Genomic DNA, 22,108 nt, shown 5'->3' with positions numbered 1-22,108 from the left:
ATTGTTATCGCTAACAAGTCTGTGAGCGGTTCCGCTCCGTGTCAATGGCCATCCATGGTTCAGATGCGTCAGCGGTCTTCCACTGAGGTTCGCGACTGGCTTTGCTCGAGGAGGCGGACAGCGGCTTCGCGACGGCGGCGGGCGAGGTGGCTTTCCAGGCCCTTCGAGACGGCAACGAAAGCCACGCAGCTGGCCATGAATGCGGCCGTATTATTCAGCCCCATGGCCGTTCCAAGGGCGGCCGTCAGCAGCATGGCGGCGAACCCCGCCACAATGTGCCACCCTCTGAACTTACCCACGAATAAAGGGTAACCCCGGCCTTTGCGGCGTTCCGGCGGTAAGCGGGGATCGTTGCTTGATCCTTATCACTGCTTCACAAATTGCATCCCGGGCTACATCAAACCGGCTGGTCCCCGCTTCCGGGTGCCTTGGCCTTCTTCTGCGACTCCAGCCATTCCATGATGGCCGCCAGCCGGATCCTCCGGTGCGTGCCGCGGTACTCCACCGGAATTTCCCCGCGGTCCGTCATATTGCGAAGGTACGTGTGCGAAATTCCGGCGAGTTCCGCGGCCTGGGACGTGGTCAGCATTTCTTCAACGCTGCTGACCGTCACTGCCTCGCCACGGCTGAAGCGGCTCAGGAGGTCCACGACGGCGTCCCGCGCCTGGGGCGGCAGCCGGTGGACCGTGCCGTCCACAAACACGGTGATGTCGTGGCTGCCGTTCAGGGCATGCTGCAGTTTCAGGGCTTCGTCGCCGGGGAGCCCGGCCGTCACGCGGGGAGCAATCAGTGCCATGCGGAAATCCTAGCGCCCCCGGCGTGAGCCGGCCGGTATCGATGGTCCGGTACCGATGCCGCTATTCGGCGTCGAGGTCCGTCTCCAGGAGCGCGACCAAAGAATCCAGTGCCTGGTCTGCGCCGTCGCCGTCGGCCCGCAGCACCACGACGTCGCCCTTGGCCGCCCCCAGCGTCATCAGCGAAAGGATGCTGGCGGCGTCGAGGGCTTCCTCCGCCGGCTCGCCCTGCATGGAAATGGTGACGTCAACGCCGGCATTGCCGGCCGCTTCGGCGAACAGCGCGGCAGGGCGGGCGTGGAGGCCGGAGCGGCTGGCGATGGTTGCGGTACGTTCTGGCATTGCTTCTCCTGATGGATTGTCGGTGGGCGGCTGTTAGAGGCCGAGTTCGGCGAGTACGGGCAGCTTCTCGCGGACCCATGCCCGGGCTTCGGTGGCACTCGGTGCGGACAACGCCAGTTTGGCCAGGTCCTGCGCTTCGGCCAGCGTGACAGTCTTGAGCACCGCAGCCACGGCCGCCAGGGACCGTGCGGTCATGGACAGCGTGGAAACGCCCAGCCCGGTCAGTACGACGGCGAGGGCAGGGTCCGCCGCCGCTTCGCCGCAGACGCCCACGGGTTTGTTGTGGCCCTCTGCGCGCGAGCCTTCAACAGTGAGCCCGACGAGGCGCAGCACAGCGGGCTGCCAGGGGGTGTTCAGTGCGGCCAGCGGGCCGAGCTGCCGGTCCGCCGCCATGGCGTACTGCGTGAGGTCGTTCGTGCCGAGGCTGGCGAAGCCCACCTCGCGCAGGATCGCCTCGGCCGTCAGCGCGGCAGAGGGGACTTCCACCATCACGCCGGGGGTCTTGATCCCGGCGTCGGCGCACATGGAGGCAAAACGGGCGGCCTCTTCCGCCGTGGAAATCATCGGGGCCATGACCCACACGTCCGCTTCGGACTGCTTCTCGGCCTGGGCGATCGCTTCCAGCTGGCGGTCCAGGACGCCCGGGGTGGTGAAGTCCGTGCGGTAGCCGCGGACCCCCAGGGCCGGGTTGGGTTCGGTGGAGTCGGTCAGGAAGGGGAGGGGTTTGTCGGCGCCGGCGTCGAGCGTCCGCAGCACCACTTTCTTGCCGGGGAAGGCATCGAAGACGCTCTTGTAGGCCGCTGCCTGCTCTTCCACGGTGGGCTCGGTGTCCCGTTCCAGGAAGCAGAATTCGGTGCGGAACAGTCCCACGCCCTGGGCGCCCAGTTTGGCAGCCGCCTCGGCATCCTTGCCCCCGCCAACGTTGGCGAGGAGGGGCACGAGGTGGCCGTCCGCCGTCGCGCCCGTTCCGCTGAACTCGGCCAGCAGGGAAGCAGTGGCTGCCCATGCTTCCGCTGCGGCACGCAGTGATTCGTCGGGTTCGGCCGTGATGGTGCCGGCCGCGCCGTCCACATAGACCTCGGTGCCGTCCGGGAGTTCGTCCACTCCGACTGCCGCCACCACGGCCGGCAGGCCAAGGGAGCGGGCAATGATCGCGGTGTGGGACTGGGGGCCGCCGCCGGCCGTGATGAGTGCCAGGACCTTGTTCGGGTCCAGGGTTGCGGTGTCGGCGGGCGCCAGGTCCTCGGCCACCAGGACGAACGGTGTGCTGGAAGCGGGGATACCCGGCGCGGGAACGCCCCGCAGCTCGGCCACGATGCGTGCGCGCACATCCAGGACGTCCGTGGCGCGCTCGGCCATGTAGCCGCCCAGATTGTGCAGCATTTCAGAAACGGAGGAGCCGGACTCCCAGATGGCGCGCTCGCTCGAGACGCCGCGGGCAACGAGCTTGGCCGCGCCCTTGATGAGCATGGTGTCCTTGGCCATCAGTGCCGTGGCTTCCAGGACGGCCTTGCCGTCACCCGTGGCGTGGGCGGCCCGGGCCTTCAGTTCGTCGTGCACGGCCTGGGAGGCCGCCTTGAGGGCGGCTGTCGCGTCCTCGGCCGTGACGCCGGCGGGCAGCTGTTCGCCTGCCGGCGGCTCACTGATGGGCTTGGGCATCTGGCGGATGGTGCCGATGATCCGGCCGGGGCTGACGCCTACTCCTTGGAAGTTCTGCACTGAAGGTCCTCGTTCTCTGCCGTAAGCAGGCCCCGCCATTCGTTGCCCGGGCGATTGCCCGGACCGTCGCGACGGCTACGTCCGACGGCTTTTGCGGTGCCTGAAAAAATTGTATGTGATGCAGTTCATATAGCGGTGCTATAGGTGATAGGGTAGCGGTTATGAGTTTCGATGGCCAGCTACCGCCCAAAATGAGGTTGTTGCGTGCGGCAGCCGAGTTGCTGGCCAACTCCGGGGGCGCGCCTGTTTCCACTCGCCAGATCACCCAGCTGGCAGGGGTCTCCGCTCCCACTCTGTATCACCACTTCGGTGACAAGGAAGGGCTGTTCGACGCCGTCGTCGCGGCGGGTTTCGAAGAATATGTGGCCGGCGAACGCGACTTCGCGCCGTCCGGACATCCGCTGGAAGACATCCGGCGGATGTGGGACAACCATGTCCAGTTCGGGCTGAACCAGCCGGAATTGTATTTGGTCATGTTTGGCAACATTCGTCCTGAGAGCCGCCCGGCCATCGTTGCCGATGCCGAGGCCCTCATGGAGGAAATGCTGAACAAAGCTGCCGTGGCGGGGCAGCTGAACGTCCAACCGCGCGAGGCGGCCAGGAGCATCCTTGCGGCGAACGTGGGGGTGACGCTCATGCTGATTGCGGAGCCCGCCGCGGAACGCAACCTTGAACTATCCACCATGACCCGCGACGCCATGATTTTCGCGGTGTCCGCGGAGCAGGCAAATGGCGCCGGACCCGATACGTCCGGGAAATCGTCGGTAGTAGTCGCAGCAATCGCCTTGAACGCCGCGCTCCAGGCATCGCACTCGGATCAGCTCTCCAGCTCGGAACTCAAGCTCTTTCTCGAATGGCTCCACCGGATCTCCACCAGTTCCACCAGCTAGTCGTCGGAAATATCGGACCATCCTGCGGTGCAGCAGGAATCACGGTTAGGAAATCACATGGCAACAGAGACAGTTGCAAAACCCCGCACCAGCCTGCGGGTTGGCGTCCAGAAATTCGGGACGTTCCTGTCCGGAATGATCATGCCCAACATCGGCGCCTTCATCGCCTGGGGCATCATCACGGCCTTCTTCATTCCGGCTGGCTTCACTCCCAATGAGGAACTGGCCAAGCTCGTCGGCCCCATGATCACCTTCCTGCTTCCGCTATTGATCGGCTACACCGGCGGCCGCATGGTCCACGGCGTCCGCGGCGGTGTTGTTGGCGCGGCCGCAACCATGGGTGTGATCGTCGGTACGGACATCCCCATGTTCATCGGCGCCATGATCATGGGCCCGCTGACCGCCTGGATCATGAAGAAGCTGGACAAGATCTGGGAAGGCCGGGTCAAGCCGGGCTTCGAGATGCTGATCGACAACTTCACTGCGGGCATCGTGGCCGCGGCCATGGCCATCGTGGGCATGCTGGTAATCGGCCCGGTGGTGAAGGCCTTCAGCAACGGGGCCAGCTCCGTCGTCGAATTCCTGGTCAACAACGGCCTGCTGCCGTTCACCAGCATCTTCATCGAACCTGCCAAGGTCCTGTTCCTGAACAACGCCGTCAACCACGGCATCCTGACGCCGCTGGGAACGGAACAGGCACTGCAAAACGGCAAGTCCATCCTGTTCCTGCTCGAAGCCAACCCGGGCCCCGGCGTGGGCATCCTGCTCGCCTACATGATCTTCGGCAAGGGCCTGGCCAAGGCGTCAGCCCCCGGCGCCGCGCTGATCCAGTTTGTCGGCGGCATCCACGAAATCTACTTCCCGTTCGTGCTGATGAAGCCCATCATCATCCTGGCCGCAATCGGCGGCGGCATGACCGGCATCTTCACGCTGGTGCTCACCGGCGCCGGCCTCCGCTCCCCGGCGGCCCCGGGCAGCATCATCGCCGTCTTCGCCGCGACAGCCAGCGACAGCTACTTCGGGGTGGCACTGTCCGTGCTGCTCGCCGCCACGGTGTCCTTCCTCATCGCTTCGGTAATCCTGAAGTCCAGCAAGACCCCCGTGGGTGAAACCGAGGAGGACAGCCTGAGCGCCGCCACTTCCCGGATGGAATCCATGAAGGGCAAGAAGAGCTCCATCTCCTCCACCCTGACCGGTGCCGGGGCAACCACCGCCGTCATGGCAGGTCCCATCAAGAACATCGTGTTCGCCTGCGACGCCGGCATGGGCTCCAGCGCCATGGGTGCCTCGGTGCTGCGGAACAAGATCAAGGCGGCCGGCTTCCCCGACGTCAAGGTCACCAACTCCGCCATCGCCAACCTGAGCGACACCTACGATGTTGTGATCACCCACCAGGACCTGACCGAGCGGGCCAAGCCCGCTACAGCCAGTGCCGTGCACGTGTCCGTGGACAACTTCATGAACAGCCCGCGCTACGACGAGATCGTGGAGCTGGTCAAGAGCAGCAACACCGAAGGAGCGGGTGGCGCAGCGGCTCCCGCTGCCGCCGCGGCGCCAGTGGCAACCGCCGCGGCGGCAACTGCTGAAGCCGCACCGCCGTCGGACATCCTGGTGGCTGACAGCGTTGTGCTCAACGGCACCGCCACCACCCGTGATGCCGCAATCGACGAAGCGGGCCGGCTGCTGCTGGACCGCGGCGCCGTGGACAGCGGCTACCTCGATGCCATGCACGAACGCGAGGAATCCGTGTCCACGTACATGGGCAGCTTCCTGGCCATTCCGCACGGCACCAATGCCGCCAAGGACCACATCCTGAAGTCCGCCGTGTCCGTGATCCGTTATCCGAACGGCATCGACTGGAACGGCAAGGAGGTCAAGTTCGTCGTGGGCGTGGCCGGAATCAACAATGAGCACCTGCAGATCCTGTCCTCCATCGCCAAGGTCTTCACCAACAAGGCCCAGGTGGCCCAGCTCGAGGCGGCCACCACGGTGGACGAAGTGCTGGAACTGTTCGGAAAGGTCAACGCATAGTGAAGGCTGTCCATTTTGGGGCCGGGAACATCGGCCGGGGCTTCGTGGGCCTGCTGCTGCACCAGGCAGGCTATGAGCTCGTGTTTGCCGACGTCGCGGATGAGCTGATCTCGCAGCTCGCCGCCGCGGACAGCTACGACGTCCACGAGGTGGGGGACAACCCCACGGTCCGGACCGTGGACAACTTCCGGGCGCTGAACTCCGGAACCCAGGAGGCGGACGTCGTGGCGGAAATCGCGACGGCGGACGTCGTCACCACCGCGGTGGGGCCGCACATCCTGAAGTTCGTGGCGCCCGTGATTGCCAAGGGGATTGCTGCGAGGGCCGCCGGGCTGGCTCCGCTGCAGGTGATGGCGTGCGAGAACGCCATCAACGCCACGGACATCCTGCGGGACGAAGTGGCGGCGCAGTGGGATCCGGCGGCCGGCCCGCTCGAGGCCGCGGCCGTGTTCGCCAACACGGCGGTTGACCGGATTGTCCCCAACCAGGAGCCGGGCAAGGGCCTGGATGTCACGGTGGAGACGTTCTACGAGTGGGTCATCGACCGCACCCCCTTCGGGGACAATGTGCCGGTCATCCCGGGTGCCACGTTTGTGGACAACCTGGAGCCGTACATTGAGCGGAAGCTGTTCACCGTGAACACCGGACACGCCTCGGCTGCGTACTTCGGGTTCGAAGCAGGGCTTGGCAAGATCTCCGAGGCCATGGCCGACCAGGATGTCGCCGCGGATGTACGCGCCGTCCTGGATGAGACCAAGGAGCTGCTGATCCACAAGCACGGCTTCAACCGCGAGGAGCAGGAAGCCTACGTCGAGAAGATCCTGGGCCGCTTCACCAACCCGCACCTGCCCGATACCGTGAACCGGGTGGGCAGGGCGCCGCTGCGCAAGCTCAGCCGGCACGAGCGCTTCATCGGCCCGGCCGCGGAACTCGCCGAACGCGGAATCGTGCCCGAGGCCCTGCTGGGAGCCATTGCCGCTGCCCTGCGCTTCAACGATCCCGCCGACGCGGAGGCGGCTGAGCTGGCACAGATCGTGGCATCGTCCTCGGCTGCAGAGGCCACGGAGAAGGTGACCGGCCTGACGCCAGGGCATCCGCTCTTCGCGGCCGTCGAGGCGCTGGTGGAAGAGGTCAAAGCGGAGGTCAAGGCTTAGCGCCATCCCCCTGCCGACGCTCTCTGACTTCCTGCCGCCTTTTCGGCGACCTTCTCTCAGATCCTGTCGGTTTTCCGTAAACGCTCTCGCCCCGGTTCGCCGGGTGGGAGGGCCTTTGTGGTTTTGGCGCAGGAAGTGAGAGTGTCCGGTTGGTTTTTAGGTACCCTAACTGTTAGGCTACCTAACTATGAACACGCTTGAGCCCGCGCCTGCCGCGCTGCAGACCCTCGCCCAGGACTTCCGGGAAGCCCTCCGCCACAGCGTCTACCTCGTCCGCCGCCTTGACGCGGAGGGCGAACTCAGCGCCGCACAGCTCAGCACACTCAAAATGCTCCTCGGCGACGGCGTCCGGGTCGGCGAAATTGCCAGGAACCTCGGCGTCCGGGTGCCCAGCGCCACCGAGCAGATCATCAAGCTCGAGAAGGCCGGCCTCGTCCGCCGCGACCCCGACCCGGACGATTCGCGCGCCGTGCGGGTTGTGCTGACGGCGGAAGGCCGTGCCGCCGTCGACTCCGCCAATGAACGGCGCAATGCCGTCATGGCGGGAATCCTCGAAACGCTCACCGACGATGACCGGCGGGCCCTCGCCGCCGCGCTGCCGGTGATCGAAAAGATCAACGGAACACTTCACAACTAACACCCAAGATTTAGGAGTGCCCTTCATGGAAGGCCAGCTCGCCGCCACGCGGCCAGCAGTAGAAGAAACCCTGGAAGCCGAGAAGGCCTCCTTGCTCAAGCAGCCAAAGGCGGTCTGGGCCACGGCCCTCGCCGCGGTGTTCGCGTTCATGGGCATCGGCCTGGTGGATCCGATCCTCCCGGCGATCGCCAAGAACCTGGATGCCACTCCCAGCCAGGTGTCGCTGCTGTTCACCAGTTATTTCATGGTCACCGCGGTGGCCATGCTGATCACCGGCTTTGTGTCGTCCCGGATCGGTGGCAAGAAGACCCTGCTCATCGGCCTGGCGGTGATCGTAGTTTTCGCCTCCCTGTCCGGAATGTCAGGCAGTGTGGGTGAGCTGGTCGGCTTCCGCGCCGGCTGGGGCCTGGGCAACGCGCTCTTTGTGGCCACCGCCCTCGCCGTCATTGTGGGCGTGGCCAGTGGCGGGGCCGGGACGGCGATTATCCTCTACGAAGCGGCACTGGGCCTTGGCATCTCCCTCGGCCCGCTCCTGGGCGCCCTGCTGGGCGGCTGGCAGTGGCGGGCGCCGTTCTTCGGCACCGCCGTGCTCATGGCAGCAGCCTTTATCGCCCTGATCGCGCTGCTCCCGAAAACGCCCTTGCCCGAGCGGAAGGTCCGGCTCCGCGATCCGCTGCTCGCCTTGGGCCACAAGGGACTGCGCACGACGGCGGCCAGCGGCCTGTTCTACAACTACGGCTTCTTCACCATCCTGGCTTTCACGCCGTTCATCCTCGGCATGGACGCCTACGGCATCGGCGGGGTGTTCTTCGGCTGGGGCGTGGCCGTCGCGGTCTTTTCGGTCTTTGTGGCGCCCGTCCTGCAGAACCGGTTCGGCGCCACCAAGGTGCTCACCGGCACCCTGGCCGTCCTGATGCTGGACCTGGCCGGGCTGGGACTGGCCGCCGGGCACTCGGTTCCCGCCGTCGTCGTACTGGTGGTCGTCTCCGGGGCGCTGCTGGGCATCAACAACACGGTGTACACGGAACTGGCCATGGGCGTTTCGGCCTCGCCGCGGCCGGTAGCGTCCGCCGGCTACAACTTCGTGCGCTGGATGGGCGGTGCCCTGGCGCCCTTCGCTGCCGCCCAGCTGGGTGAGCACTTCGGTCCGCAGGTTCCGTTCTTCGCCGGGGCGCTGGCCATGGTGGTGGCCATCGCGATTGCCTTCGGCGGACGCCGCTACCTGGCGGCCCACGAACCCCATGTGGTCTAAGGCGGACCCGAGAGCGCGAACGTACACTTGAGGCCCCTGTTTCCACGTAAACGGGGGCCTCAAGCGTACGTTCGCGCTCTTTGGAGCAGGCCTAGACCTTGACGGTTCCCTTCGGCACGAACAGCGTTTCCGCCTGCTCCAGGGACATGCCGTTGGTCTCCGGCACCTTGAACATCACGAAGAAGAACGACGCCGCCGCGAACAGTGCGTACATGGCGTACGTCAGCGGCAGCGAACCTGCCGCCATCACGGGGAAACTCAGGGTGATGGCGAAGTTGGCGATCCACTGGGCAGCCGCGGCGAGGCCCAGGGCACGGGCCCGGATCCGGGACGGGAAGATCTCGCCCAGCAGCACCCACACCAGCGGGCCCCACGAGGCGCCGAAGCTGACCACGAAGACGTTTGCGGCCACGAGGGCAACCGGGCCCCAGGCGCCGGGAAGCGAGATCTGTTCACCGGATCCCGTGGCCGAGGCGAACGCCAGGGCCATGGCCCCCAGCGAAACAGCCATGCCCACGGAGCCGGCCAGCAGGATGGGGCGCCGGCCGATGCGGTCCACCAGCGCGATGGCTACGAGGGTGACCAGGATGTTGGTGACGGACGTGGCCACCGAAATGGTGAGCGAGTCCTTCTCCTGGAAGCCCACGGCCTTCCACAGGGTGGTGGAGTAGTAGAAGATCACGTTGATGCCCACGAACTGCTGCAGCACGGACAGCGTGATGCCGATCCACACCACGGCCTGCAGGCCGAAGACCTTCCCGCGGAGCGAGCCCTTCTGGCCGGCGAGCTTGTCTTCCTCGATGGCGGACTGGATTTCGCGGATGTGGCGGTCGGTGTCCTCTGCCGGGGCGATGGTTTCGAACACCTTGCGTGCCTCGTCCTCCTTGCCCTTGAAGACCAGGAAGCGCGGGGATTCGGGCAGCGTGAAAGCGATCCAGCCGTAGACGACGGCGGGCACGGCGCCGGCGAGGAACATCCACCGCCAGGCCTCGAGGCCGAGCCAGAGCGGCTGGTCCGCGCCGCCTGCCGAGTTGGCGAACAGGGCGTCCGAGAGGAGGGCGGCGAAAATACCCGTGGTGATGGCAAGCTGCTGCAGCGACGCGAGCCGGCCGCGCACGTGCCGCGGCGAGATCTCCGAAATGTATGCCGGGGCAATGACGGACGCCAGGCCGATGCCGAGCCCGCCCACCAGGCGCCAGAAGATCAGGTCCCAGACGCCGAACGCAAAGCCGGTGCCGGCGGCGCTCACCAGGAACAGGATGGCGCCGAGTTTCATGGCAGGGATGCGGCCGTACTTGTCGGCCACCTTGCCCGCCAGGAAGGCGCCGGCGGCGCAGCCCAGGAGTGCTACTGCCACGGCGAAGCCGGTGACGGCCTCGCTGAGGGCGAATTCATCCTTGATCGCGTCCACTGCGCCGTTAACGACGGAGGAGTCAAAGCCGAAGAGGAACCCGCCCACCGCTCCCGCGATTGCGAGGCCGATCACCTTGCGGGGAACGCCAGGGCGGCCTTCGGTGCTGGATGTGGACATGGATCTCCCTTGGGCTTTTGATGCGTTGGGTTTTTAGCTGTGCGGACATCGTTGACCACGGAACCGGCCCTGCTGGCCGGCGCACACGCGCTAAACAGTGTGCCACTTCACGCTCTGCGGTTCCACTTAGGGGCGCGGGCCGGCGACGGCGGGGCGCTGCCGCCGTCGTCGGAAAACACGGGGGACACCACAACGGCAGGCAGCCCGAGAGGCTGCCTGCCGTGACGTGCATGCGCGGTAAGGGCCTAGTGGGCCGGGACGGACTCAGATCCTGCTTCGTGCGAAGCTGCCTTCGGGTCCGTCAGCTTCTTCTTCGGCAGCGCGAAGCTGATCAGGAAGGCGATCCCGGTGAGCACTGCCGCGGTGAGCATCACGGCGTCGATCGACTGCGCGAAGCCCTCGGTGATGGGGCGGGTGAGCACGGGGTTGGCCGTGTGCAGCCAGCTGGTGTCGTTGAGGGAGTCGTTGGTGGCACCGTTCTGGAAGAACTCATAGAGCTTGGCATTGGCGGGATCGGCGGCCACGGCGGGGTCCTTCAGGACCTTGAGGTAGTCGGCGTTCTGCATGGCGTCCTTCATGCCCGTGGCGATGCGGTCCGCGGCCAGGCTGAACAGCATGGAGATGAAGACCGCTGTACCGACGGCGCCGCCCATGGACCGGAAGAACGCCGCGGAGGACGTGCCCACGCCCATGTCCTTCGGCGGGACGGAAACCTGCATGGCCAGCGTGAGGGGCTGCATGCAGAATCCCAGGCCGAGGCCGAAGAACACCGCGATGACGCCCGGAACCCAGAGCCCGGTGTCCACGCCCAGCGAGAAGCCCATCACGAGGGCCGCAGCGGTCAGCACGGCGGTGCCCAGGATGGGGAAGATCCGGTAGGTGCCCGACGCCGAGATGGTCCGTCCGGCGGTGATGGAACCGGTCAGGATGCCCACGGTGAAGGTGATCATCATCAGGCCGGCTTCGGTGGGGGTGAGGCCCTTGACCAGCTGGAGGTACATCGGGAGCATCGCGATTGCGCCGAACATGCCGATGCCGATGATGAAGTTCAGCAATGAAGAGAGGCCGAAGGTGAGGTTCCGGAAGAGCCGCAGGGGTATCAGGGCGTAGTCACCGGCGCGCTTCTCGGCCAGCAGGAACGCGACGATGCCCACCACGCCCAGTCCGATGCACAGGAGGGATGCCGCCGAGGTCCAGCCCCAGCTGCGGCCCTGTTCGGCCACCAGCAGCAGCGGAACGATGGCCAGCGTGATGGCCGCGGCGCCCCAGTAGTCGATCTTCTGCTTGACGTGCTTGGCGGGCAGGTGCAGGTAGAGGAAAACCACAGCCAGTGCGGCCAGGCCGATGGGCAGGTTGATGAAGAACACCCAGCGCCAGCCGTCGAAGCCCAGGATGTTCGCCGACCCGGCGAAGGCGCCGCCCACCACGGGGCCAAGGACGGAGGAGATGCCGAAGACGGACATGAAGTAGCCCTGGAACTTGGCCCGGTCCTTCAGGGCAACAATGTCGCCGATGATGGTCAGCGCGAGGGCCAGCAGGCCGCCGGCGCCCATACCCTGGATGCCGCGGGCGATGGCGAGTTCGGTCATGGAATGCACCGAGCCGGCGTACAGGGACCCCGCCAGGAAGATCACGATCGCGGCCAGGTAAAGCGGCCGGCGCCCGAAGATGTCGCTGAGCTTGCCGTACAGGGGCGTGCTCACCGTGGACGTGATCAGGTACGCGGTGGTGGCCCAGGCCTGCAGGGAGAGCCCGTCGAGGTCGTTGGCGATGGTGTAGATCGACGTGGACACGATGGTCTGGTCCAGCGAGGAAAGGAACATGCCGAGCATGAGACCCACCATCACTGTGATGGTCTGACGCTTCGTCAGGACGTCCCCGGCTACGGGCCCGGCGGCGGTTTTGGACATGACTGCTCCATTACAAAGAAAAGGGGATCAAGCTTGATAGTTGCTTTCAGTAACTATCTTACGGTGAGATTTGTTCCCTTGGCCCTGCGAAGCCCCTGCGAAATGAGGAATTTACCTCAGCGTTCCACCAGGATCCCGTCCGGATCGCACCAGATCATGGCGCCCGGACGCACCTTGACGCCGTCGATGTCCAGTTCCACGTCCGTTTCGCCTGCACCGGTTTTGGCGCTTTTGCGCGGATTGCTGCCGAGCGCCTTGACGCCGAGCGGCAGGTCGGCCAGGACCTCGCGGTCCCGGATGGCCCCGTTGATTACGACGCCGGCCCAGCCGTTTGCGACGGCGCTCGCGGCGATCATGTCCCCCATCAGGGCCGTCCGCAGGGAACCGGCTCCGTCCACCACCAGCACTGCGCCGTCGCCCGGAGTTCCAAGAGTGGACTTGACCAGGGCGTTGTCCTCAAGGCACCGGATGGTGCGGGCCGGCCCGCTAAAGTGCGAGAGGCCCCCCAGCGACTGGAACTGAAGCGCGATGGAATCGAGTTCCTCGCCCCGTTCGTCGTAAAGGTCGGCGGTGTTGATACTGCGGCTATCGGGGATGCCTGAGTTGTCGGTCTCTGGGGTGTCTGCGGAAGCGGTCACGGGTCCTCCTTGGGCTCAGCTTATCGGGGTGGGCATCACAACCCGCGCGCGGGCTGTGATGCCCACGATAGTCTGATCGGACACCAATCATCAGTTCCTGGGGGAGCCGCAATGAGTCTGTCCGATCTGCCGGGGCACGTCCCGGATCCTTCCGGCACTGCCGCGTTGCCCGGCGGAGGTTCAACGGCTGCGCTCGCCGAACCGGAGCGGAAGGTCACCGCGCGCTGGGTGACCGGATTGGTGCTCGTCAATGTTGGGATCAACGCCGCCTTCTTCGGCCCCATCAACGTGTTCATCGGCCAGCAGGCCATCAGCATCGACGCGCCCAGCAAGGAAGCCATCCTGTCCCTCGTGACCGGCTGTGGCGCTGCTGTTTCGTTGGTAGCGAATCCGCTCTTCGGGGCGCTGTCCGACCGCACGGTCTCTGGTTTCGGCCGGCGCGCCCCTTGGGTGCTGGCGGGGGCGATCCTGGCTACCGCTGCACTTCTGGCCATGTCCGGTGCGACTGCCGTCGCACTGATGGTCCTCTTCTGGTGCCTGGTCCAACTCGGAGCCAACGCAGCCTACGCAGCCATTACGGCGGCGGTCCCGGACCGAGTGCCGGTGCCGCAGCGGGCCACCGTGGGCGGCCTTGCGGCCATGGGCCAGACCGTGGGCATACTCATCGGCGCCGTTTTCGGTGCCGTCGTCTCAGGAAACTACATGGTGGGGTACTGGCTTTGCGCCGCAGCGCTCCTGCTGTCCATCCTGCCCTATCTGTTTCACCGGAATGATCCCGTGTTGCCGCTGTCCGCCCGCCCGCCGTTCCACTGGAAGACCTTCGCCAAGGGCTTCTGGATCAGCCCTGCTCGGCATCCTGATTTTGCGTGGGCCTGGCTCACGCGCTTCCTGATGAACGTCGGAAACCAGCTGACCATCGTGTACCTTCTTTTCTTCCTCCGGGACATCATCGGGCATGAGGAACCGGCGCTGGGAGTGCTGATCCTCACCGGAATCTATGCGGTCATGGTAATGATCACGGCCGTGCTGGCAGGTCCGTGGAGCGACCGCGTGGGCAAGCGCAAACCGTTCGTGATCGTCTCTTCCGTGACCATCGCCATGGCGGCACTGATCATGGCCTTTTTTCCGGTCTGGCCGGGTGCCCTGGCCGGGGCCGCGGTTCTGGGTATTGGATTCGGGGCGTACTTGGCGGTGGACTTTGCGCTGCTGACCCAGGTGCTCCCGCAGGCAGCGGACCGGGGCAAGGACATGGGGGTCATCAATGTGGCCAGCTCCCTACCGCAGGTGTTCGCGCCGGCGATCGCTTTCCTGTCCATCCAGTACTTTGGGGGATACGTCACGCTGTTTTCCGCCGCCGCCGTGATCGGACTGCTGGGCGCGGTGTTCGTGGTGAAGATTAAGGGCGTGGACTAAAACCAGGCGCATTGCGACGGTCCGGGGCCACACCGTTTTGGGTAATCGGCGCACAGGTTGGCCCCAAGACCGGTGCCGTATAGTGGACTCGAATTGCTGCGGCAGTGCTCTGATGGGGATCGCCTGACCGCTGAACGAAACCCACTCCCGGAACGCTGCTGATGCTTGAACTCAATCCAGATCTTCCCCCCATGGCCTTGCCGCCGACCCTGCCCAGACAGCAGATCCGCTACGCCCGGATCCTGGATGCCGCTGCAGGATTCGCCCGTAAAGGGCTGGATTCCGTGAGCCTGTCCGAGGTGGCCGCCAAGGCCAATGTCCCGCTGGGAACCCTGTACCGTTATTTTCCTTCCCCCACCCATCTGATGCTGGGCCTCTACCGGAAGCAGCTGGGCGAGCTGCAGGTGGGAAGCTGGCCCGAATCCGGCGTCCGTTCCCTGACGGGCGTCATGATGGAGATCTTCCACATGCGGCTGATGCAGCCGGCCGTGGAGCAGTGCCTAAGCCAGGGCGTCTACGCGAAGGACAAGGACACCACGGTCCTCCTGCGGGAGATCGACGCCATTGCCGAGCAGGCGGTTACCGTGGCAAGTGGCGACGCCGCCAAGTCACGTGTGCTGCTGCTGACCGTTTCCGGCCTGGTGCAGGCCGTGCGCTGCCGCCGGCTGTCGCTGTTCGAGGCGGAGGAAGACCTGAAGAAAGCCTGTTCACTGCTCACCCGGTGCTAGCAGTACTCCGTAACTGGTCTAGACCACTAGGGGCCGTTCTGCAGCAAATTTAAGTGACGAGAGTCACTCGCAGACATGATAAAACGTTTTATCACGTCCGGTGGTCGGCCCAGTGTCCATTCCCCTCCCGCGCATCGCTTTACCATTGCAGGACCGGAGTGGGTAGCAGCCCGTACCTCGCAGGAGCTTCACCGCGGCCTTACCATCCCTTGGGCCGCAGAATTTCCAGCACGCCCATCTTGAGCCTCCTATGTGCTTGAGCCTTTTTGTGCCGTGCGCCCACGGCTAGCCCCAGGAGACAACGACGTGTCCACTGAAACCATCTCTTCCGCCGACGGCGTTTCCGCCGGAACCGCCTCCGCCGACGAGTCCACCGTGCTCACCGACCAGGAGATCTTCGAAGCCCACCAGGGCGGCAAGCTGTCCATCTCCAGCACGGTCCCGCTCGCGAGCAAGCGCGATCTCTCCATTGCCTACACTCCGGGTGTGGCCCAGGTCAGCCGTGCCATCCACGCCGAGCCGGAACTCGCCAAGACCCTCACCTGGGCGCAGCGCCTGGTCGTTGTGGTCAGCGACGGCACCGCCGTGCTAGGCCTCGGCAACATCGGCCCCAGCGCCTCCCTGCCTGTCATGGAAGGCAAGTCCGCACTGTTCAAGGCTTTCGGCGACCTGGACTCCATCCCGCTGGTCCTCAACACCACCGACGTGGACGAAATCGTGGAGACCCTCGTCCGCCTGCGCCCCAGCTTCGGCGCCGTGAACCTTGAGGACATCTCCGCTCCGCGCTGCTTCGAGCTTGAGGAAAAGCTCATCGAGGCCCTGGACTGCCCGGTCATGCACGATGACCAGCACGGCACGGCCGTCGTGGCCCTCGCAGCGCTGACCGGCGCCGCGAAGGTGACCGGCCGCGAACTCGAAGGACTCCGCGTGGTGGTTTCCGGTGCAGGGGCCGCCGGCATCGCCGTCGCCGAAATCCTGCTCACCGCCGGCATCCGGGACGTCGTCCTGCTTGACTCGCGGGGCGTCATCAACAAGGACCGCACGGACATTGCCGCCGATCCCGCCAGCAAGAAGGCGCAGATGGCGCAGCGCAGCAACCCGCGCGGCATCACCGGCGGCCCCGGCGAAGCGCTGCTCGGCGCCGACGTGTTCATCGGCGTCTCCTCCTCGAAGCTGGATGAGGAGCACCTGAAGCTCATGAACCACAGCTCCATCGTGTTCGCGCTCTCCAACCCGGACCCCGAAGTCCTCCCGGAGGTCGCCTCGCGCTACGCAGCCGTTGTGGCCACGGGACGCAGCGACTTCCCCAACCAGATCAACAACGTGCTGGCCTTCCCGGGAATCTTCCGCGGGGCGCTGGACGCCGGTGCCCGCCGGATCACGCCCGCCATGAAGCTTGCCGCCGCCCGCGCCATCGCTGAGCTGGCCGAACCCGAGCTGTCCGCCGACTACATCGTGCCCAGCCCGCTGGATCCGCGCGTCGCTCCGGCCGTGTCCGCCGCCGTGGCAGCAGCGGTCGAAGCGGAGTAACCGCGGAGTATCCTCCGCCACGAAGTTCGACGGCGGTGCCTCCCGTGCTGGGGAGGCACCGCCGTCGTCGTTTGTGAAAGCAGGCGTTGTCCCGGTGCCCTCTCCGGGCAACCCTAGACTGGGGGCATGAACCCCGAAATCCTCGTGACTGTCCTCTGCGGCCTTGCCATCCTGGTGGGCGTCGCCGGCACTGTTATCCCCGTGCTGCCGGGCAGCATCCTCATCGGACTCAGCCTGCTGGCCTGGGCCATCTGGGGCGGCGCCGGAACGGCCGGCTGGGTGGTGTTCGGCGTGGGCCTGGCCTTCGTGCTGGCGGGAATGGCGGCCAGCGCCGTGCTCACGGGACGGAAGCTCAGGGAACACCGCATCCCCAGCCGCAGCGTGGCGGTGGGGCTCGTCTTTGGCGTTGTGGGAATGTTCCTCATTCCGGTGGTGGGCCTTTTCGTGGGGTTCGCCGCCGGCCTGCTGCTCAGTGAGTCCCACCGCACCCGCGATTTCCGGACCGCCATGACCACCAGCTGGGCAGCCTTGAAAGCCACAGGCGTGGGCATGCTGGTGGAGTTCGGCCTGGCCTGTCTTGCCGCGAGCACCTGGGTGATCGGCGTCTGGGTGGCCGCGGTCAGTTAGTCCTCCCAGCGGCCGCCAAGCGTGCACCACTAGCATGGAAGAATGAGCGCCGGACAGACCTCAGGACCGATCTATCGCGACAACCGCGACCTCACCCCGTTCGGCGACGCCCAGGTCCGGACGCCGGTGCGTGACATCGCCGACGGCGTGGGCGGGATCCTGCAGAGCGCCCTGGGCGGCCGGAACGGTGCACTCCTCAGCGTGGACGGCCCGGTCCCCAGGCTCAAGCGGCTCCCGGGGAAGGCTGCCAAGGCCGTCTATGACGCGATCTTCCACAACGCCGACCCCAACCGGCTGATTGCCGCAGGTCGTGCCTATCCCGGCTGGGCCGGGCTCTGCTACGTCATGGCCGGTCTGCTCGCGTACAAGCAGGGCGGCTACCTGCGTGCCTCGGAGCTCCTGCAGCGGGGCCTCACCACCAGGAACGACGACGACGCCAACCAGTTCGCGTCCGGCTACCTGACGCGCGTGGTCACCCGGGTTGAAGTTGCCGAACGCATGGACGTTCCGGTGCTGTTCAGCGAGGAGGCCGTGTTCCTGGCGCTTTCCCACTCATTGCGGGAAACGGGCCACCTTGAGGCCGCGCTGCAAACGGTGGCCGCGCTGCCGCCGTCGCTTCCTGCAGCGTTGGCCCGCTGCTCGCTGGCGCACTCCCTGGGACGGGACAAGGAGGTGGTGGTCTGGACCGAGGGTCTGCTCAATTCCGATGACCTCGCGGCAGCGCTGCTGCTGGTCCGCGCCCGTTCCCTCCGGCGGCTGGGAGCCAACACTTCGGCCCAGTCGGCCCTGAAGGAGGTGCTGCGGCGCCGGAAGACCCATCTTGCGCTACGCAACGATGCCCTCACGGACCGCACCCTGCTGCTGCTGGACAACGGCCGCAAGTCCTTGAACCCGCGGGACTGGCTGCGGGGCCGGCCCGCCGAACTCGAGACTTTCGAGGTCATCCGCAAGGACGTTGAGGAGCGCAGGCTCTGGGAGCAGGAATGGAAACAGCTGGACCGGGAATGAGCGGACAGGACTGATCCGGCCCCGGGCCCCCGGCAGCCGGGCTCCTGGCAGCCGGGCCCTTGTGGGTGGTGCCGGGCCGCGGTACAACGGACCAATGAGCGATGCAATCAGGCAGTGGATGGAAAAGTACATCACGGCATGGACCACGAATAAGCCGGAGGACATCCGGGCGCTCTTCACCGAGGATGCCGTGTACGCCACCCGGCCATACGACCCGGACGCCTGGCGCGGACACGAGCAGATCGTGGAACGCTGGCTGACCGCTGCGGATGAGCCCGACGAATGGACCTTCGAGTGGTCGCCCCTCGGCTCGGACGGTGACCTGCATTTCGTCCAGGGGCGCACCACTTATCTGGGGGACCGCCCCAGCTACGAGAACCTCTGGGTGGTCCGGCTCGGACCGGACGGGCGTGCCGCGGCCTTTACTGAATGGTTCATGGAACGCAAGATCTAGGCGGGTGTTGCAGGTACTACTGCCAGGCGATCCCGGTCGCCATGGGAATCAGCTGTTCGGACAGCAGTACTGTTCCGAGTGCCACCATGATGATTCCGCTGGCAAGGGTCACCCGCCGGGCAGCTCCGGGGCGTGAGTGCAGCAGCTTCCTGGCCAGCAACGCCACGCAGGTGTACACGACGGCCACCAGAAGGACGAATGTCAGGCCCAGCAGCGCGGACTGCATCGGAACCGGCAGGGACGCCTCGGGGCTGACGAACTGCGGAACCAGGGCCACGAAGAACAGCAGGCCTTTGGGATTGATCCCGCTGGTGCCCACGCCCTGGAGGAAGGTGCGGAACTGGTTGGACTCCGCCGGCGCGGCGGCGGTGCCCGCCGGGCCTCCCGCCGTTGCACTTTCCGGGGACGCGACTCCGGTGCCGAAGGTGGCTCCGCGCCATGACCGGATGGTCCCGAAGCCCAGCCACAGCAGGTAGGCGGCGCCGGCAACGGTCAGCCAGCCGAGCACGCCGGGAAGTCCGGCGAGCAGGGCGGCCAGGCCGGCAACCATCAGCACCGTGTGCAGGACGTAGCCCCCGCAAAGACCCGCTACCGCCGGGACGAAACTGCGCTCTTTCAGGCCGGCCGCGATGGAGTAGGCCCAGTCCACGCCGGGCGTGCAGGCGAGGGCGCCGGCCACCACCAGGAATGCAAGGAACAACTGGGAATTCACGGGCGGCCTCCTACGACGTGCTGATAAGAGAAACTCTAGGCAAATCGTCGGCAGAAGTGTTCCCTGATTTACTCAGGAAATGCGCCTCAACGGTAAGATAATTGCGTGATTGACCACGTTGACAGAAATATCTTGCGCCACCTCAAAGAGGATGGGCGGATGACGGCGACTGCACTGGCCGCAAAGGTGGGATTGACGGTGGCACCGTGCCATCGGAGGCTCCGCGATCTTGAGGCATCGGGCGTGATCCGGGGGTACCGCGCGGACATCGACCCGTCCGCCGTGGGGCTCGGCTTCGAAGCGATCGTTTTCGTGACCCTGAGGCAGGTGGACCGGCCCACCATGGAGATCTTCGAGAACCGGGTGGCGGACAATCCCAACATTGTGGAGGCGCAGCGGCTGTTCGGCTCGCCGGACTACCTGCTGAAAGTCATCGCGGAGGACCTGCCGGCGTACCAGCGCTTCTACGACGCCGAGCTCACCTCGCTGCCCGGCGTGGAACGGCTGACGTCAACACTGGTGATGAAGAACCTGAAGTCGAACGCCGGGCCGCCGGTTTAGGCCGGGGCCGTCTCAGTCCGTGGGTCCGGGTTCAGTACCTGCCGGTCTCCGCGATTTGTGCCTTGGCTTCAGGGGTGTAGAACTCCTCTGACAGGAAAACGGTGTAGATGAAGGTCATCCGCCCGGTGGTGTGGTTGGACATAATTGACAGCGCGAAGACGGTGCCGGTGGCGTTGCCGTACCCGGGGTTCCATGTTTCCTTGCCGGAGCCGTCCTTGAACTCCGGGCCAATGGTCGGGGCATTTTTCAAGGGGATAATCCCGAGCTCGTTGGCGGCCCGTTCGATCTCGGAATTGGCATCCTGGGCGTCCGGGTAGTTGATGAAGATGTCGACGCTGTCTACTTTGTTCTCAACACCTCCACCTCGAACGCGGATGGTATCCGTCTCCATCTCAACCACTCCGTTGGGCGTCGTCATTGCGACCTTCATCCGCCGGTCGGTATCGGTCGCGACCATGGCTCCATCGGAATCCTCGTCCAGGCCCAGCGCCGCCATGTCCAGTGGCAGTGCCGTGAAATCGAAGCTCACCTTTTGGCTCTCTTTCATCGCCTCGATACCGTTCTTGGTGAATTGGGAGTTTCCGCTGGCCACGATGGGCTCCTTCTCTTGGGAGGGTGTAAATGCGCAGCCAGACAACAGGAGCGCGCTGCACAAGAGTGCAACTATCGAACGACACCTCACAACGCACCCACTACGGCTCGAACAGCAACTGGCACCTTCCGGTACTCTTCGACTCGTTGGGGCATGGGTTCTACCATCTCACCGTACGGGTTTTTTTCTGCGTGCAGCCAATCCTCGTAAGCCTTCAGGGTGTCCTGATCAATGAGGGCCCACCGGTCGTCGCGGTTTGAGATGTTGCCTAGGTGGATGTCGATGCCGGTCGGCGGAAACCGGCTTATGTCGAAGTACGGCTCCGCGGCCGGGAACTGCTCATAGTAGGACTTTGCTCCAACGATGCTGGGATCTCCCACCCATGTCATAGCCGCTGTGAAGGCTTCTCCGGTCGGGCGGCTCCGGATGTTGTCGTAGTCATCCGCGATGACGTGGTTCTGTTCCTGGTCTGCCATGCTGTACGACGCCTTGTGAAGGGCTGCCTGCTGGGCGGGGCTCAGCTGGTGGTACCCCTCCGGACCCGGGTACCGCGGGACGGAATCCAAGCTGGTCCAGGCAGTATTCATGCGCGGAGATACCACGCCGGAGTCTTTCATCCTCTTGATCTCTTCCATGCCGCCCTGCTGATAGGCGAAGTGCTGCGATCCGATATCCGAGAAGATCTCCTTCTGCATTTCGAGGAACGTCGTCTCGTAGAAGGCGAGGTCGGACTCACCCAGGGAAGCCAGCAGCGTGATCCAGCTCCGTTGCGCCGGGTCTGTGCCATCCAGCTGTTCTGACAAGTCCTCGCCCGCCGCGGCTGCCTTCCGGAGAACAGCCAGGTCCTCAAAACCGGCGATGAAGGTCGGGCCCACCTGGTTGGCCATACCGATCCACTCCATTCGCGGATCGTTCTTGTACAGCTCAGCGTAGAAGGCGTAAACCTTGTAGATGTCGGCCCGGTTGTAGTCAACGCCCTTAGACGGATTCCAGCGGTTGGGGTCGATCCCCGCCTCGCGCATTGCGGACTCGGCCCAGTACTGCTGCAGGAACTGCCCGTAGCCGTTCTTGTTCCCATGAACGTCCAGTGGGGCCATGGCGCCCGAGTCCACGAGGCCGTCAAGGACGCCCTTTGCGGCATCTGCGTTGCCCTGGCTCTGCCGGACCCACTGCTGGAATTCCTCGGACTTCAGGTAGGCATCACGTTCGTCCGGCGTCCTGCCGTTGAGCTTGTCGGTCAGTTCCTGTGCGGCGCCGTCCGTCGGGTTGCCGCCGCTTCCGCTGCCTGCCCCGCCCGTATAGCCGCCGGTCGAACCGGTGCTGGCCCGGTCCTGCTGGTCGGCGTTCTGCAGCAGCGCGTTGGACGCGCTGTGGATGCCGGCCGCCGCAGCCCTGAGCGCCTTCGCGTGGGAGCCGTTCCAGTCACTGCGGAAGCGCTCGCCGTCGTTGCCCTTCCAGGGGCTGGAGGTGATGGAGCCGCCCAACTGTTGCCCCAGTTGTTCCAGGCGACTGGCACCTTTCGCCAGGTCCTTGGCGAGCTGGCGCAGCTGCGCGACGTCAGCGCCGTAGAAGTTCCCCGCCATGT

Annotated in this window: 22 protein-coding genes; 12 read left to right on the top strand and 10 right to left on the bottom strand. The window is 65.5% G+C overall.

All coding sequences use genetic code 11. The annotated features are described in order from the left end of the window. Positions 1 to 68 precede the first annotated feature (68 nt). The 4 genes from TV39_RS20755 to ptsP all read right to left on the bottom strand — a co-directional run bounded on the left by TV39_RS20755 (position 69) and on the right by ptsP (position 2,855). Entirely contained in the window at positions 69 to 299 is a 231-nt protein-coding gene (locus TV39_RS20755; protein ID WP_011693832.1) for a hypothetical protein, read from the bottom strand. 98 nt (positions 300 to 397) lie between these two features. Further along, positions 398 to 796, bottom strand: a complete 399-nt coding sequence (locus TV39_RS20750) for a helix-turn-helix domain-containing protein (RefSeq protein ID WP_043485498.1) — start codon at positions 794 to 796, stop codon at positions 398 to 400. Positions 797 to 857: 61 nt separating this feature from the next. Continuing rightward, on the bottom strand, positions 858 to 1,136 hold the full coding sequence (locus TV39_RS20745; RefSeq protein ID WP_043485495.1) for an HPr family phosphocarrier protein: 279 nt from the start codon (positions 1,134 to 1,136) through the stop codon (positions 858 to 860). Between the two features lie 33 nt (positions 1,137 to 1,169). Next, on the bottom strand, positions 1,170 to 2,855 hold the full coding sequence (gene ptsP / locus TV39_RS20740; protein WP_043485493.1) for a phosphoenolpyruvate--protein phosphotransferase: 1,686 nt from the start codon (positions 2,853 to 2,855) through the stop codon (positions 1,170 to 1,172). 161 nt (positions 2,856 to 3,016) lie between these two features. Here ptsP and TV39_RS20735 point away from each other — a divergent pair, with 161 nt between their 5' ends. From TV39_RS20735 to TV39_RS20715, 5 genes are all read left to right on the top strand, one after another. Beyond that, positions 3,017 to 3,745: a TetR/AcrR family transcriptional regulator gene (locus TV39_RS20735; protein ID WP_043485492.1), complete on the top strand. Its 729-nt coding sequence runs from the start codon at positions 3,017 to 3,019 to the stop codon at positions 3,743 to 3,745. 57 nt (positions 3,746 to 3,802) lie between these two features. Continuing rightward, positions 3,803 to 5,776 (top strand): PTS mannitol transporter subunit IICBA, encoded by a 1,974-nt coding sequence (locus tag TV39_RS20730; RefSeq protein WP_043485490.1) that lies wholly within the window; start codon positions 3,803 to 3,805, stop codon positions 5,774 to 5,776. After that, positions 5,776 to 6,930 carry a mannitol-1-phosphate 5-dehydrogenase gene (locus TV39_RS20725; protein WP_043485487.1) on the top strand — a complete coding sequence of 385 codons (1,155 nt, stop codon included), beginning with the start codon at positions 5,776 to 5,778 and terminating at the stop codon, positions 6,928 to 6,930. The genes TV39_RS20730 and TV39_RS20725 overlap by 1 nt, the downstream gene beginning before the upstream one ends. Before the next feature lie 187 nt (positions 6,931 to 7,117). Beyond that, positions 7,118 to 7,567 (top strand): MarR family winged helix-turn-helix transcriptional regulator, encoded by a 450-nt coding sequence (locus TV39_RS20720; protein ID WP_043485484.1) that lies wholly within the window; start codon positions 7,118 to 7,120, stop codon positions 7,565 to 7,567. 25 nt (positions 7,568 to 7,592) lie between these two features. Continuing rightward, entirely contained in the window at positions 7,593 to 8,819 is a 1,227-nt protein-coding gene (locus TV39_RS20715) for an MFS transporter (RefSeq protein WP_043485482.1), read from the top strand. A 91-nt stretch (positions 8,820 to 8,910) separates the two neighbouring features. On the opposite strand, the gene TV39_RS20710 is transcribed toward TV39_RS20715, so the two are convergent. The 3 genes from TV39_RS20710 to rraA form a co-directional block, all read right to left on the bottom strand. Continuing rightward, positions 8,911 to 10,350, bottom strand: a complete 1,440-nt coding sequence (locus TV39_RS20710) for a sugar porter family MFS transporter (protein WP_043485481.1) — start codon at positions 10,348 to 10,350, stop codon at positions 8,911 to 8,913. A gap of 245 nt (positions 10,351 to 10,595) precedes the next feature. Continuing rightward, on the bottom strand, positions 10,596 to 12,260 hold the full coding sequence (locus tag TV39_RS20705) for an MDR family MFS transporter (RefSeq protein WP_043485479.1): 1,665 nt from the start codon (positions 12,258 to 12,260) through the stop codon (positions 10,596 to 10,598). Between the two features lie 116 nt (positions 12,261 to 12,376). Beyond that, complete coding sequence (rraA, locus tag TV39_RS20700) at positions 12,377 to 12,898, bottom strand: ribonuclease E activity regulator RraA (protein WP_200891070.1); 522 nt, start codon at positions 12,896 to 12,898, stop codon at positions 12,377 to 12,379. A gap of 111 nt (positions 12,899 to 13,009) precedes the next feature. On the opposite strand from rraA, the gene TV39_RS20695 reads away from it, so the two are divergent. The 6 genes from TV39_RS20695 (at position 13,010) to TV39_RS20670 (ending at position 18,658) form a co-directional block, all read left to right on the top strand. Beyond that, on the top strand, positions 13,010 to 14,311 hold the full coding sequence (locus TV39_RS20695; protein ID WP_043485477.1) for an MFS transporter: 1,302 nt from the start codon (positions 13,010 to 13,012) through the stop codon (positions 14,309 to 14,311). A 161-nt stretch (positions 14,312 to 14,472) separates the two neighbouring features. Next, positions 14,473 to 15,039 carry a TetR/AcrR family transcriptional regulator gene (locus TV39_RS20690; RefSeq protein WP_043485475.1) on the top strand — a complete coding sequence of 189 codons (567 nt, stop codon included), beginning with the start codon at positions 14,473 to 14,475 and terminating at the stop codon, positions 15,037 to 15,039. Between the two features lie 321 nt (positions 15,040 to 15,360). Beyond that, complete coding sequence (locus tag TV39_RS20685; RefSeq protein WP_043485670.1) at positions 15,361 to 16,569, top strand: NAD(P)-dependent malic enzyme; 1,209 nt, start codon at positions 15,361 to 15,363, stop codon at positions 16,567 to 16,569. A gap of 126 nt (positions 16,570 to 16,695) precedes the next feature. Continuing rightward, positions 16,696 to 17,196: a DUF456 domain-containing protein gene (locus TV39_RS20680; protein ID WP_043485473.1), complete on the top strand. Its 501-nt coding sequence runs from the start codon at positions 16,696 to 16,698 to the stop codon at positions 17,194 to 17,196. 42 nt (positions 17,197 to 17,238) lie between these two features. Next, positions 17,239 to 18,204: a hypothetical protein gene (locus TV39_RS20675; RefSeq protein ID WP_043485471.1), complete on the top strand. Its 966-nt coding sequence runs from the start codon at positions 17,239 to 17,241 to the stop codon at positions 18,202 to 18,204. 94 nt (positions 18,205 to 18,298) lie between these two features. Then, positions 18,299 to 18,658 (top strand): nuclear transport factor 2 family protein, encoded by a 360-nt coding sequence (locus TV39_RS20670; protein ID WP_043485469.1) that lies wholly within the window; start codon positions 18,299 to 18,301, stop codon positions 18,656 to 18,658. A 16-nt stretch (positions 18,659 to 18,674) separates the two neighbouring features. Here the strand turns inward: TV39_RS20670 and TV39_RS20665 are convergent, their stop codons facing one another. After that, positions 18,675 to 19,370 carry a LysE family translocator gene (locus TV39_RS20665; protein WP_043485468.1) on the bottom strand — a complete coding sequence of 232 codons (696 nt, stop codon included), beginning with the start codon at positions 19,368 to 19,370 and terminating at the stop codon, positions 18,675 to 18,677. A 105-nt stretch (positions 19,371 to 19,475) separates the two neighbouring features. On the opposite strand from TV39_RS20665, the gene TV39_RS20660 reads away from it, so the two are divergent. After that, positions 19,476 to 19,931: an Lrp/AsnC family transcriptional regulator gene (locus tag TV39_RS20660; RefSeq protein ID WP_082049932.1), complete on the top strand. Its 456-nt coding sequence runs from the start codon at positions 19,476 to 19,478 to the stop codon at positions 19,929 to 19,931. Between the two features lie 31 nt (positions 19,932 to 19,962). Here TV39_RS20660 and TV39_RS20655 read toward each other — a convergent pair whose 3' ends face one another. Continuing rightward, positions 19,963 to 20,523 carry a hypothetical protein gene (locus TV39_RS20655; protein ID WP_043485465.1) on the bottom strand — a complete coding sequence of 187 codons (561 nt, stop codon included), beginning with the start codon at positions 20,521 to 20,523 and terminating at the stop codon, positions 19,963 to 19,965. A gap of 86 nt (positions 20,524 to 20,609) precedes the next feature. Further along, on the bottom strand, positions 20,610 to 22,106 hold the full coding sequence (locus tag TV39_RS20650; protein WP_043485464.1) for a WXG100 family type VII secretion target: 1,497 nt from the start codon (positions 22,104 to 22,106) through the stop codon (positions 20,610 to 20,612). Positions 22,107 to 22,108 lie beyond the last annotated feature (2 nt).

The organism is Arthrobacter sp. SPG23 (assembly GCF_000876655.1).
In the GTDB taxonomy this organism is placed as follows: Bacteria; Actinomycetota; Actinomycetes; order Actinomycetales; family Micrococcaceae; genus Arthrobacter.
The sequence above is the reverse complement of the archived record's forward strand: the minus strand, read 5'-3'. Positions and strand labels throughout refer to the sequence as shown.